General features: G+C 66.2%; 8 protein-coding genes and 1 pseudogene. 4 read left to right on the plus strand and 5 right to left on the minus strand.

All coding sequences use genetic code 11. The annotated features are described in order from the left end of the window. Window positions 1-27 precede the first annotated feature (27 nt). The 4 genes from E0W60_RS07690 to E0W60_RS07705 all read right to left on the minus strand — a co-directional run bounded on the left by E0W60_RS07690 (window position 28) and on the right by E0W60_RS07705 (window position 5,421). Complete coding sequence (locus tag E0W60_RS07690; RefSeq protein ID WP_135703546.1) at window positions 28-2,040, minus strand: alkaline phosphatase D family protein; 2,013 nt, start codon at window positions 2,038-2,040, stop codon at window positions 28-30. A gap of 264 nt (window positions 2,041-2,304) precedes the next feature. Then, the gene (locus tag E0W60_RS07695) at window positions 2,305-3,171 is read right to left on the minus strand and encodes a citryl-CoA lyase (protein ID WP_135703547.1); all 867 of its coding nucleotides are present in this window, start codon (window positions 3,169-3,171) and stop codon (window positions 2,305-2,307) included. After that, window positions 3,168-4,367 carry a CaiB/BaiF CoA transferase family protein gene (locus E0W60_RS07700; protein WP_135703548.1) on the minus strand — a complete coding sequence of 400 codons (1,200 nt, stop codon included), beginning with the start codon at window positions 4,365-4,367 and terminating at the stop codon, window positions 3,168-3,170. The genes E0W60_RS07695 and E0W60_RS07700 overlap by 4 nt, the downstream gene beginning before the upstream one ends. Window positions 4,368-4,401: 34 nt before the next feature. After that, on the minus strand, window positions 4,402-5,421 hold the full coding sequence (locus tag E0W60_RS07705) for a Bug family tripartite tricarboxylate transporter substrate binding protein (RefSeq protein ID WP_431189854.1): 1,020 nt from the start codon (window positions 5,419-5,421) through the stop codon (window positions 4,402-4,404). Between the two features lie 174 nt (window positions 5,422-5,595). Here E0W60_RS07705 and E0W60_RS07710 point away from each other — a divergent pair, with 174 nt between their 5' ends. After that, on the plus strand, window positions 5,596-6,405 hold the full coding sequence (locus E0W60_RS07710) for an IclR family transcriptional regulator (RefSeq protein ID WP_133093346.1): 810 nt from the start codon (window positions 5,596-5,598) through the stop codon (window positions 6,403-6,405). A 22-nt stretch (window positions 6,406-6,427) separates the two neighbouring features. Here the strand turns inward: E0W60_RS07710 and E0W60_RS07715 are convergent. Continuing rightward, window positions 6,428-6,658, minus strand: a pseudogene (locus tag E0W60_RS07715) (glyoxalase superfamily protein); the annotation flags it as partial. Window positions 6,659-6,930: 272 nt separating this feature from the next. Here E0W60_RS07715 and E0W60_RS07720 point away from each other — a divergent pair. From E0W60_RS07720 to E0W60_RS07730, 3 genes are all read left to right on the plus strand, one after another. Beyond that, window positions 6,931-9,054 carry a catalase gene (locus tag E0W60_RS07720; protein WP_135703549.1) on the plus strand — a complete coding sequence of 708 codons (2,124 nt, stop codon included), beginning with the start codon at window positions 6,931-6,933 and terminating at the stop codon, window positions 9,052-9,054. 207 nt (window positions 9,055-9,261) lie between these two features. Continuing rightward, on the plus strand, window positions 9,262-10,965 hold the full coding sequence (poxR, locus tag E0W60_RS07725) for a phenol degradation transcriptional regulator PoxR (protein WP_135703550.1): 1,704 nt from the start codon (window positions 9,262-9,264) through the stop codon (window positions 10,963-10,965). Window positions 10,966-12,222: 1,257 nt separating this feature from the next. Beyond that, window positions 12,223-12,444, plus strand: a complete 222-nt coding sequence (locus E0W60_RS07730; RefSeq protein ID WP_133094757.1) for a phenol hydroxylase subunit — start codon at window positions 12,223-12,225, stop codon at window positions 12,442-12,444. Window positions 12,445-12,485 lie beyond the last annotated feature (41 nt).

Consider the following 12,485-nt stretch of genomic DNA (forward strand, 5'->3'; position numbering starts at 1 on the left):
CCACCGTACCGCACCGCACCCATCCTGCTACAGCACATTCACATCCGCCGTGCCTGCCGCCACTTCAAGCACCCGCGTGCTTGCGGTCGCCGGCAGCGCCGGTGCGACGCCGCCGCTGATGGACTTCAGCGTATGGTACGTGCAGCTGAGCTTGTCCGGCGTCAGCGTCACCAGCGCGTATCCTTCCGCGTTGGTGTCGGCGTGGCGGATCCAGGAATTGAAGGCGCGCAGCGTGTTGTCGAACGCGTTGAACAGCACACCGCCCACGTCGCTGTAAACCAGTTCGCGCAACGCGGCGAATTCCTGGTCGTTGTCGACGATAGCGCGGAACGAACTCAGCAGCGAATTGCTGGACAACCCCGCGGTGACCAGGTCGACCATCACCGGCATGGGCGAGGCCGCATCGTAGTCGTCCATGACCTGGCCGCCGAAGAACCCATGGATGTCGCCGCTCAGCGCCACCACGTTGCGCACGCTGTTGGCCTTCAGGAACGCCATCAGGTTCTTGCGCTCGGCATTGAAGCCGTCCCACTGGTCGGTATTGAGGATAAACCGGTCGAGCAGCGAGATCGCCGGCAGCCGGCTTTCGATCAGCGGGCGGATGTTGGCGTCAAAGGCCGCCGCATCGATGCCGGCCTGCGACAGCAGGTTGCGCAATTCGGTGTACGCCAGGTTGGCATAGGTGCCAGCCGCCTTGGCCGTGGCCAGGTCGCTTTCCAGCGCGCTGGCGATGGCGGATTGCAGCGATGACAGCGCACTGTGGGCCTGCACCAGCGCCCGCGCGATCAGGTCGGCGATGGCCTTGGTGACGTCGACCTGCATGCGCAGCAGCGACAGCTGGTTGCCCCACAGCTTCCACGTGGTATTCGCCCCGCCCACGCGGTCCTGCCACCATGCGCGCTGCGTGTCGCCGAGCATCGATACCGGCGTCAGCGCATTGCCGGCGGCGCTGATCTTCTGCGCCTCGGTGGCGGCCAGCGTGTCGGCGGGAACGAGGTACAGGCTGCCCACGGTGCGGCCGATGGTTTCCTCCGGCATGACGTGGTTGGCGCGGTACAGGCGCTCGTCGGTCATCAGCAGCGTCGCCAGGTTGCCGAAGGTGAAAGAACGGTAGATCTGGATGTTCTGGAACGACGGGTTGCTGGTGTCGAGGCTGACGTCTGCGGGCAGGTATTCGAACCAGGCCTGGCTGGCCGCGCGCCGGCGCGCGGTGCGTGGCGTCTGGTCGTCGTCCGAGTCATAGGTCTGGCGGTCCTGCCAGCAGTTGTCCGAGAACTCATGGTCGTCCCAGATCGCGATCATCGGGAAGGCCGCGTGCAGCGCCTGCAAGCGGGTATCGCTGCGGTAGCTGCGGTACAGGTAACGGTAGTCGTCGAGCGTGGTGGCGTAGACGCTGGCATCCGGCAGCACCGTGCCGTTGGGCAGCTGCAGCGCGGTGTGGCGGTCTTCCACCAGGCCGGCGCGCGAGCCGCCGGGCACCGCTTCGTAGATGTAGTCGCCCACGTGGACGATGAAGTCCAGGTCCTGCTGCACCAGTTCTTCCATGCCGGCCCAATGGTTGGCGTTCCAGTCCTGGCAGCTGACAAAGGCAAAGCGCAGCTGCGACAGCGGCGTGCCGGCCGCAGCGGCGGTGCGCGTGCGGCCCACGGTGCTGGCGCGGTTGCCGAGCAGGAAGCGGTAAAAATAGCGCGTGCCGGCGGTGAGTCCCGTGACCTTGTTGCGAATGGTGTAGTCCCATTCCGGACGGGCCATCAGCGGCTCGTTGACCAGCAGCGATTGCGGCGCGAAATCCTGCTGCGTCGAGACTTGCAGGCGTACCACCACGGGCCGCTTGCCGTTGTTGCCTTCGACGCGGGTCCACACCACCACGCTGTCAGGCTTGGGATCTCCCGAGGCGACGCCATGTACGAAATTGAAGTTTTCCGGATTGCCGGTATCGGGCTCATCGCCGTCGTCACCGCCGCCGCAGGCGGTCAGGCCGCCGGTGGCGATCGTGACGGTCATGAAACTTCCCCACTTCAGGAACTGGCGTCGATCCATGATCGTTCTCCTACTCTCGGGTTGCGGAACGCAGCCGCGGCCCGGACGCCGGAGAGGGCATCAGCTTTTTGTGGGGAGCGTGACTGCTTGTTGCATGGATACTAGTGGCCGCCTTCTGTCTTCGCTGTCGGTGAGGCGCCGACATCGATATAGGAAAAGGATGACTGGTGCCGCGATGCGTTGTGCATGGGCTTGCCAGTCTTGCATGGCGGCGAGGCGCAGGCGTGCCGCCGCCACGCAATGATTCATCAACGACTAACTAAACTAAGGCACGTCGCGCTGCGGCGCGCCGTCATAGGTCCACAGGAACTGGCGCGGGATGGGTCCCTTGTTGCGCCCGCCCTGGCAGGTCTGCTCCCACGCGTGCGCAAGGATGCCGACCGAGCGCGACAGGCAGAACAGGCCGCGGGCCAGCGGGGCGGGGAAGCCCAGCTCGGCATAGATGACCGCGGTGGCGCCATCGATATTCATCGGAATGGCTTTGCTGCGTCCGGCGGACAGTGCCTGTTCGATCGCGCGCGCGATCGACGCACAGCGCCCGGTGACGACGCCATCGGCAGCGGCTTGTTCGACCAGCGCAAGCAGCCGCGGTGCGCGTGGGTCGACAGGATGGAAGCGGTGGCCAAAGCCAGAAACGAACTTGCCGTGCAGGTCGCGGTAGCCATGCAGTGCCGCGGCGACGGCATCGTCCATGCTGCTGCCGTTGTCGATGCGCGCGGCGACGTCCTGATACAGCGCCACCGCCTGCTCGCCGGCGCCGCCATGCACATCGCCCAGCACGTTGACCGCCGACGCCATCGCATTGTTCAGCCCCACGCCACAGGTGGCTGCCATGCGCGCGATGGCGATGCTAGGTGCCTGCGGGCCATGGTCGACCGCGGCCATCAGTGCGGCGTCGAGCAGTTCGCCCTGGCCCGGGCCCGGCAGTTCGCCGCGCAGCATCAGCCAGATCATCTGCGCGAACGAAACGCGGCCGATCAACTGCTCGATGGGATAGCCGCGGTAGCGGATCTCGCCGGGCTTCATGTCGATGATGCCGGTGTGCCACCAGTCCTGCGACAGGCGCTGGCCCGGGTCCATGTCGTCCTTGCCGTCCTTGCCGGCGTTGCTGGGTTGGCCGATGCCGCTCATATTGCGCGCTCCTGGCTGAGTTGGTCGATGTCCGTGCTGCTGTAGCCCAGGCTTTCCAGCACCTGGCGCGTGTGCTGGCCCAGCTCTGGCGGCGGCGCATCCACTGCCGGGGCCTCGCGGTTGAGCTTGAAGCCGGTGCGCACCACGCGGATGTCGCGGCCCACGCCGGGCACTTCGGCAAATTCGCCGATCATGCCGCGGTCGCGCACCTGCGGATGCGCCAGCGTGCCGGGCACATCGAGCACCGGGCCGGCGGGGACGCCGGCGGCATTCAGCAGCGGCCACCAATCGGTGGCCGGCTTCTTCGCCAGCTCCGCTTCCAGTGCTTCGGTCAACGCAGCGCGGTTGGCGAGCCGCGCCTGCCGCTGCGCGAAGCGCGTATCGCCCGCCAGGTCGGGACGGCCGACCACGCGGCACACCGCCTCGAACTGCTCCTGCTTGTTGGCGGCGATATTGAGCAGCCCGTCGCCGGTGCGGAAGGTGCCCGACGGGCTCGCGGTCATGTTCTCGTTGCCCATCGGCACCGGCGCCTTGCCGGCGATCAGGTGGTTGGAGACCACCCAGCCCATCGTGGCCAGCGTGGCCTCAAGCATCGATACGTCGATGAAATAGCCCTCGGTGCGCTGGTGGTCCGCCAGCGATGCCGCCACTGCAAACGCGGCGGTCAGGCCGCCAATGGTGTCGGACACCGGATAGCCGACGCGGTAGGGCGCCGTCTGCGGATCGCCGGTGATGCTCATCACGCCCGACATGCCCTGGATGATCTGGTCATAGGCCGGCAGTTCCGCCAGCGGCCCGTCCTGGCCGAAGCCGGAGATCGCGCAATAGACCAGCCGCGGGTTCTCCTGCCTGAGCGTCTCGTAGCCGAGCCCAAGCCGGTCCATCACGCCGGGGCGGAAGTTCTCGACCACCACGTCGGCGCTGCGCACCAGCTTGCGGAACACTTCCTTGCCGCGAGCGTGCTTGAGATTGATGGTCACCGACTGCTTGCCGGGGTTCTGTGCCAGGAAGGAGACGCCCATCAGGCGCTGGTTCAGCTCGGCATCCGCGCCCAGCTGGCGCGCGAGGTCGCCGGTGCCCGGCGTTTCCACCTTGATGACCTCGGCGCCCAGGTGGGCGAGCTGGTGGCAGCAGAACGGGCCGGCCAGCACGTTGGTGAGGTCGAGCACGCGGATGTTGCGCAAGGGCTTTTGCATGGTGTTGGTGTCTGATCCGTTGATGTCTGAACCGCTATTCGACGCGCGCGCCGGACTGGCGCACGATCTCGCCCCAGCGCATGTTCTCGCTCTGGATAAAGGCGCCGAGCTCCCTGGCGGTGCCGCCGCGCGGCTCGCTGCCTTCCTCGCGCAGCTTGCTGACGGTGTCGGCCTGCGCCAGCGCCTTGTTGACTTCGGCATTCAGCCGCGCCACCACCTCGGGCGGCGTGCCGGCCGGCGCCACCAGCGCCTTCCAGTCTTCCGCCTGGAAGCCGGCGTAGCCCGACTCGGCAACGGTAGGCACGGCGGACAGCAGCGGCATGCGCTTGGCCGAGGTCACCGCCAGCGCGCGGACCTTTCCAGCCTTGATCATGGGCATTGCGATCGGCGGCGTGGCGAAATAGAAGTCGGTCTGCCCGCCCATCAGGTCGGTCAGCGCCGGCGAGGCGCCCTTGTAGGGAACATGCAGCATCCTGATGCCGGCGCGCCGCGCGAACATCTCGCCGGTCAGGTGGCCGACCGTGCCGGTGCCTGCAGACGCCATCGACAGCTGCTTCGCCTTGGCCGCGGCCACCAGGTCGGCGACCGTCTTGTAGGGGGCGTCGTTGCGCACGATCAGCACCACCGGCTGTGCCGCTACCAGTACCACGGGCGTGAAATCCTTCTGCGCGTTGTAGGGCATCCTGGGGTACAGCGTGGGGTTGATCGCCAGGTTGGCGGTCTGGCCCATGCCCAGGGTGTAGCCGTCGGGCTTTGCCTTGGCCACGCTGTCGAGCCCGATATTGCCACCGGCGCCAGCGCGGTTTTCCACCACCACGTTCCACTTGGTCGCCATGCCGATCTTGTTGAAGACCAGCCGCGACAGCACGTCGGTGCCGCCGGCCGGCGGGAAGGGCACGATGAGGCGGACCGGTTGCGCGGGATAGGCGTCGGCGGCATGGGCGACGCCGGCGCCGGCGGCAAGCAGCGCCGGCAGCGCGCAGCAGGCAACGGCGCGAACCAGCGCGCGCGTCGGCTTTGCAAGCATCGGGGAAGGAAGGGATCGGCGGGTCATTGGGTCTCCTGACTGGCGGCGAGTGGGGCGTCGTTTTGTTCTTTCAGATAGAACATGGTTCTACAGAAAAGAACTTTAATGCCGTCCTGCAGCGAAACTAATCCGGGTATACCCGCGAATTTCGAGAATCTTAGGATTTGTGTTCTACTAGACAGAACTTCGACCGCTTTGCCCATGGAAGACAACCAACCCGCCCAACCTGCCGGCGCCCCCGATACCTCCAGCGGCGTCGCTGTACTGGACCGCGCCTTCGCCATCCTCGGCGCCTTCGGGCCGACCGACGAGCGCCTGTCGCTGACCGAACTGTCGCGCCGCACCGACCTGTACAAGAGCACCGTGCTGCGCCTGCTGGCGGCGCTGGAGCATGGCGGCTATATCCGCAAGCTCGACGACGGCCAGTATGCGATCGGGCCGCAGCCGCTGCGGCTGGCGGCGATCTACCAGCGCTCGTTCCGCGTCGGTCCGGTGATCGAGCCGCTGCTCGAGCAGGTCAGCCGCGAACTGGGCGAAACCTCATCGTTCTACGTGCGCCAGGGCGAGCAGCGCCTCGTGCTCTACCGCGTCGAGCCGGCGCGCGCCGTGCGCGTCTCGATCGGCGTCGGCGATGCCTTCCCGATCGACCGCGGCGCCTCGGGCAAGGTGCTGCGCGCTTTCACCGAACCCGGCGACGAGCGATGGGGCGAAGTGCGGGCGCGGCTATGGGCGGTGTCGTATGGCGAGCGCGATGCCGAGACCGCCTCGGCCTCGGTGCCGGTGTTCGGCGCCACCGGCGAGCTGGTGGGCGCGCTGACCTTGTCGGGCCCGAAGCAGCGGCTTGCCGCGGCGCCGACGATGTACGCGGCAGTGGCAACGTTGCTCAAGGTCGCGCGGCAGGCCACCGGGGTGCTAGGCGGCAATGGCGCCCGCTACGACCAGGGCATCGCGCAGCTGAGCATGGAGCAGGTCATGGCCAGCGGCGCGATCGGTGCCGGGGATGCAGACTAGCGGGCGTAGCGAAGGCTCGCGCCTATTCCGGCTGCTCGCAGAAGCGCAACCGGTTGCCGAACGGATCCGCTACCTGCAATTGCCTTCCCCAGCCGAGCGTCTCGATACCGGGGCGCGCATACGCATAGTCCTTCGCCGCCAGTTCGCGCTGCAGCGCATCGATGTCCTGCATCGGCACGAACACCGTCGATCCCGGCGTGGCGTCGCCGTAGTGCTCGCTCAAATGCAGCGCCAGGCCGGAGCGCCTGACCTGCATTAGGCCCTTCCACACGCCGGCACGCAGGCATCGCTGCCTGCGAGCCGGTTTTTTTTGCCAGTCAGAAGCCTGACGCGAAGCACATTTGGTCTCCTTGGTCTTGCAACCGGACGTTCTGTATCGCCAGGCGCGGCAATTGCTGGCGGTTGGATGGTCTTGTGATCGGCGTAAAGCACTCAATAGATATCGGCTATCCAGCCGATACGAGCACCGATCGCGAAGGTTCCCATTCCTCCCGTCCTCCAACTACCCAGCGCAAGGAGATCGATATGGCCGACAAACAGGCAAGGCCCAGGGCAAACAACGCTGCAGGCCAGGCGGCAGCAGGCACGCCGGCGGGCTACGGCGACGCCCGGCGCGGCACCGGCGGCGAACTGCACCAGACTGCCGGCAGCAGCCATCCGCCGCTGACCACCGCGCAGGGCATTCCCATTCCGGACAACCAGAACTCGCTCAGGGCAAATCCGCGCGGCCCGACTTTGCTCGAAGATTTCATCCTGCGCGAAAAAATTACACACTTCGACCATGAGCGCATCCCGGAGCGGATCGTCCACGCACGCGGCTCGGCCGCGCATGGCTACTTCGAGCTGACCGAGTCGCTCGCGGCTTTCACCACCGCCAGGATGCTGACCGAAGTCGGCGAGAAAACGCCGGTCTTTACCCGCTTTTCCACCGTGGCCGGCGGTGCGGGTTCGGTCGACACGCCGCGCGACGTGCGCGGCTTCGCGGTCAAGTTCTATACCAAGGAAGGCAACTGGGACCTGGTCGGCAACAACATCCCGGTGTTCTTTATCCAGGACGCGATGAAATTCCCGGACGTGGTCCACTCCGTCAAGATGGAGCCGGACCGGGGCTTCCCGCAATCGGCCAGCGCGCACGACACCTTCTGGGATTTCATCTCGCTTACGCCCGAGTCGATGCACATGGTGATGTGGATCATGTCGGACCGCACCATCCCGCGCTCGCTGCGCATGATCGAAGGCTTTGGCGTGCATAGCTTCCGGCTGCTCGACGGGCAGGGCAACTCCACCTTCGTCAAGTTTCACTGGCGGCCCAGGCTGGGCTTGCAGTCGACCGTGTGGGACGAGGCGGTCAAGATCGCCGGCGCCGATCCCGACTTCCATCGCCGCGACCTGTTCAACGCGATCCAGTCGGGCAACTTCCCTGAATGGGAACTGGGCGTGCAGCTCTTTACCGAGGACGACGCGGCGAAATTTCCGTTCGACCACCTCGATCCCACCAAGATCATCCCGGAAGAGACGGTACCGCTGAAGATCGTCGGCCGCATGGTGCTCGACCGCTGGCCCGACAACTTCTTTGCCGAGACCGAGCAGGTGGCCTTCTGCCCGGCCAATATCGTGCCGGGCGTGGATTTCTCCAACGACCCGCTGCTGCAGGGGCGGCTGTTCTCCTATCTTGACACGCAGCTGCTGCGGCTGGGCTCGCCGAACTTCCACCAGATCCCGGTCAACGCGCCCAAGTGCCCGTTCGCCCACCACCAGCGCGACGGCAAGATGCAGATGGAGGTGCCGCGCGGACGCGTGGCCTATGATCCCAGCTCGCTCGACGACGCATCGCCGCGCGAGGCGCCGGACCTCGGCTTCCCGAACGCGCGCGTGCCCGAGCAGGGCGACAAGGGCCGCATCCGCGCCGAGAGCTTTGCCGACCACTACAGCCAGGCGCGCATGTTCTTTCGCAGCCAGAACCGCGCAGAACAGGCGCATATCGCCTCGGCGCTGGTGTTCGAGCTGTCCAAGGTCGAGCATGTGCACGTGCGCGAGCGCATGGTGGCGCACCTGCGCAATATCGACGAAGGCCTGGGCCGGCGCGTCGCCGACGGCCTGGCGCTGGACCGGGTGCCCGATCCGCTGCCCACCGCCGCACCGGTGCAGGACCTGCCGCCGTCACCGGCGCTGCAGATCATCGACCGCATGAAAGACACGCTGCAGGGGCGCGAGGTTGGCATCCTGGTTGCCGATGGCTCCGATGGCGCGACCGTCGAGGCGATCCGGCAGGCTGCGGCCACCGCCGGCGCCACGGTCAGGATCGTCGCGCCCAAGGTGGGCGGCGCGGTAATGGCCGACGGCTCCAGGCTGGCCGCCGACGGGCAGCTTGCCGGCACCCCATCCGTGATGTTCGACGCGGTGGCGGTGGTGCTGTCCGCCGACGGCGCGGCGCAGCTGGCGCAGGAAAGCGCGGCGCTGGACTTCGTCTGCTTTGCCTACGCGCACCTGAAAGCCATCGCGGCCGATGCCGGCGGCGATGCGCTGCTGGCGCAGGCCAACCTCAAGCCCGATAACGGGGTGGTGCCGGCCGGCGATACCGCGCGCTTTATCGCGGCCGCCAAGACGCGGCAGTGGGACCGCGAGCCGCAGGTGCGGATGCTGGCGTAATGCCGGGACCGGCCCGCAATATAGCGCCGGCCGTGGCGGGCCGGCGTCCCACCGTAAGCGCCCGCGGTGCTTTGCCGGGCCTGAGCACGGCCGTTTCTCCAAGGGAAATCCACTAGAAACCCCCTCTGCCTTTGGCACATAATGTGCAAGCGATGCCGGTGAAACGGCACACGCGAGCGGGTTACCCGCCGCCACAGAGGGGAGACAATGAGCAGTTCAACCGACAAGTTCTCGGCGACCATGCGCGCCGGGCTGGCCGACCTTGCGCGCCGGCTGCGCTTTGCCATGGAGGAAGGCGCGATCTGGCTCGACGAGCAGCGCATGATCCTGATCCACACCGCGGCGCTTGGCGCGCTGCGCAAGGAGCTGGTCGACACCATGGGCATGGAGCGCGCGCGCGGCCTGTTTATGCGCATGGGCTTCCATTCCGGCATGCGCGATGCCGAGGTCGCGAAGAAGCTGCGCGCCGGCCAGAGCGATTTCGGCCAGCTCGAGATCGGGCCGTGCCTGCATACCATCGAGGGCGTGGTCCGCGTCACGCCGGTCAAGGTCGATATCGATATCGCCGCCGGCATCTACGACGGCGAATTCCTGTGGGAAGACTCGTTCGAGGGCGACGTGCACCGGCAACTGTTCGGTATTGTCGACGAGCCCGCCTGCTGGATGCAGATCGGCTATGCCACCGGCTACACTTCGGCGCTGATGGGCCGCACCATCCTCTATCGCGAGGTGGAGTGCATTGCCTGCGGCCATGCGCACTGCCGCATCGTCGGCAAGCCGGTCGAGGCCTGGGAAGACGGGCAGCAGGTGCTGGCGCTGTACCAGCCGGATCCCGTGATCGAAACCATCATGGCGCTGCAGAGCGAGGTCGAGAACCTGCGCGCGCTGCAAGAAACGCGCGCGACGCCGGCCGACCTGGTCGGCAGCTCGCCTGGCTTCCGTGCCGCATGGAACCTGCTGCAGCGCGCCGCGGCCAGCAACGTGACGGTGCTGCTGCTGGGCGAGACCGGCGTGGGCAAGGAGCGCTTTGCGCAGGCGCTGCACAGCGTCAGTGGCCGCGCTGACAAGCCTTTTGTCGCGGTCAACTGCGCGGCGATCCCGGACGAGCTGATCGAGTCGGAGCTGTTCGGCGTGGAGAAGGGCGCCTTCACCGGCGCGCACCAGTCGCGGCCCGGCCGTTTCGAGCGCGCGCACGGCGGCACGCTGTTCCTGGACGAGCTGGGGGAGTTGTCGGCATCGGCGCAGTCCAAGCTGCTGCGCGTGCTGCAGGAGGGAGAGGTCGAGCGCGTGGGCGGCTCGGGATCGCGCAAGGTCGATGTGCGGCTGGTGGCCGCGACTAATGTCGACCTGGCGCAGGCGGTCAGGGAAGGCACCTTCCGCAAGGATCTGTATTACCGGCTCAATGTGTATCCGGTGACGATTCCGCCGTTGCGGGAGCGGCTGGATGATATTCGTTTGCTGGCGGAACGCTTTCTGGCGCGCTATGGCGCGCGCCATGGGAAGCGCATCCTTGGCATTACCGATCGGGCGCTGGCGGAGCTGCGGCGCTATGACTGGCCGGGGAATGTGCGGGAACTGGAGAATGTGATTGAGCGGGGAGTGATTCTTGCAAGCAATGGGGGGCAGATTGGTGCGGATCATTTGTTCCTGCCGGCAAGCGCTGCGCCGCCGGTGGATACCGCACCACGCCTTGGTGCTGGCGGGACGCTGCCCGAACTGCGTGAGGCGGCTGTGCATGCGTTGCTTGACCAGTTGTCGGAGCAGCAGCTGGCGCTGGGGGATGTGGAGACGGTGTTGATGGAGGCTGCGATGCAGCGGACGGATGGGAATATGAGTCAGGCGGCGCGGTTGTTGGGGATTACGCGGCCGCAGTTGGCTTATCGGTGGAAGATTAGGAGAGGGGGGAATTGAAATTGCTTTAATCCCTTCGGCTCGGCATCTGGTAGCTATTTGATATGCCCTGGTTTCGCCCCTAAAGGGGCGAGTCACTTTTGCCCGAGCGGCAAAAGTAACCAAAAGCGCGTTAACTGCCCTGCGGGCGGCCACTCTTATCGTAGTGGGCAACGGCTTTCGTACGGGGCTTGGCTTCGTTGCAGGGCAGGACTGCCTGACGCCTTGGCGCGCCACCGTGGCTCGGGATTGACGCCATTGTTGAACGAGCCCAGAGCTGTTGGGTGGCCGCCTGCTGCTGGCGTCAACGCGGGGACGCCTACGGCTGCGCTGCGCGCCGGCAGCATCTCAGGTCAGGAGCTCCGGCACGAACGCGTCGCTGCGCTCGCTTGGCGCTATCGCCGATGAGCCCACAGGCGCATCCCTACCCATTGCTCGCTCCCCTCGTCCGCTTGCGGGAGAGGGGCCGGGGGAGAGGGCCGGAGCCTCCACGAAGTGCATCCAGCCAATTCCCTCAGACCGGGCCCCGGATTCTCATTAGCGATAGCCATATCGCCAAGCCCAGCAAACCAACTAGGACCCGCGCGCAGCGCAGCCGCAGGCGTTCCTACCACGCCGCCAGCAGCAGGGGCCACCCAACAGCTCTGGGCTCGTTCAAAAATCGAATCAATCCCAGCCACCGTGGCGCACCAGGGCGTCAGGCAGTCCTGCCCTGCAACGAAGCCAAGCCCCGTACGAAAGCCCCAGCCCACTACGATAAGAGTGGCCGTCCGCCCAGGACAGTAATGCGCTTTCTGGTGACTCTTTGTCGCTCGGACAAAGAGTTACCCGCCCTTTAGGGCGGAACCGGGCGCATCAAGTATCCGCCAGATGCCGAGCCGTCAGGCACAGCAAAACCTGGCTTCACCATTTAATCCATCCCCAGTCCATCCTGTCAGTTCCCGCGGTAGCGCAATGCTGCACTGCCTCACTGCATTTCCCCTGTCACATCAGCAACTTAAAGGCACAACCGTGTAACTAGCTGCTGCGCCGCAAGGCAAACACGCCCAATACCCCCGCTACCCGCAATCGCCCACCCCAAGCGGCTTTTGATCATTTGATCAAACACTCCCCCCAGCTTGATCAATCGAATGATCGCCACAACGCCAGCGCCTGCGGGTTAACGCCGACGCAAGCCACGCCCATCCCCCGCAATCCCTTATCCCACCAGCCTTCCAAGCCCTTGGCACAGTCTTCGCAATAACCCCCGCACCCCAAGCCATTGCGAAGGAGCCTGCCATGACCACCCCATCGGTCCCCTTGTTCGAAGCCACGCCGCGCTACGTCCGCGTCGAAGGCCGTACTCCGGAAGGCTTCGTGCAATTCGCCTTCAGCGTGGCCGACCCCGACCTCAACGTCGAACTGATCATGCCAGAGCCGATGTTCGAAGCCTTCTGCTGCGTCAACCGCGTGCGCTTCCTGCCGCCGCTGGCAGAAGCCCCGCAGCAAGACGAAGCCTGACAGAACCAACCCCACCCACCGCACCACAAGAGAGGGACACA

Source organism: Cupriavidus oxalaticus, from assembly GCF_004768545.1.
Lineage (GTDB): Bacteria > Pseudomonadota > Gammaproteobacteria > Burkholderiales > Burkholderiaceae > Cupriavidus > Cupriavidus oxalaticus_A.

What these genes read in the sequence shown, in the direction of transcription:
- E0W60_RS07710 (WP_133093346.1), top strand. Translation starts at nt 5,596, where the DNA reads ATGGAAGACAACCAACCCGCCCAACCTGCCGGCGCCCCCGATACCTCC.
- E0W60_RS07695 (WP_135703547.1), bottom strand. Translation starts at nt 3,171, where the DNA reads ATGAGCGGCATCGGCCAACCCAGCAACGCCGGCAAGGACGGCAAGGAC.
- poxR (WP_135703550.1), top strand. Translation starts at nt 9,262, where the DNA reads ATGAGCAGTTCAACCGACAAGTTCTCGGCGACCATGCGCGCCGGGCTG.
- E0W60_RS07700 (WP_135703548.1), bottom strand. Translation starts at nt 4,367, where the DNA reads ATGCAAAAGCCCTTGCGCAACATCCGCGTGCTCGACCTCACCAACGTG.
- E0W60_RS07705 (WP_431189854.1), bottom strand. Translation starts at nt 5,421, where the DNA reads ATGACCCGCCGATCCCTTCCTTCCCCGATGCTTGCAAAGCCGACGCGC.
- E0W60_RS07730 (WP_133094757.1), top strand. Translation starts at nt 12,223, where the DNA reads ATGACCACCCCATCGGTCCCCTTGTTCGAAGCCACGCCGCGCTACGTC.
- E0W60_RS07720 (WP_135703549.1), top strand. Translation starts at nt 6,931, where the DNA reads ATGGCCGACAAACAGGCAAGGCCCAGGGCAAACAACGCTGCAGGCCAG.
- E0W60_RS07690 (WP_135703546.1), bottom strand. Translation starts at nt 2,040, where the DNA reads ATGGATCGACGCCAGTTCCTGAAGTGGGGAAGTTTCATGACCGTCACG.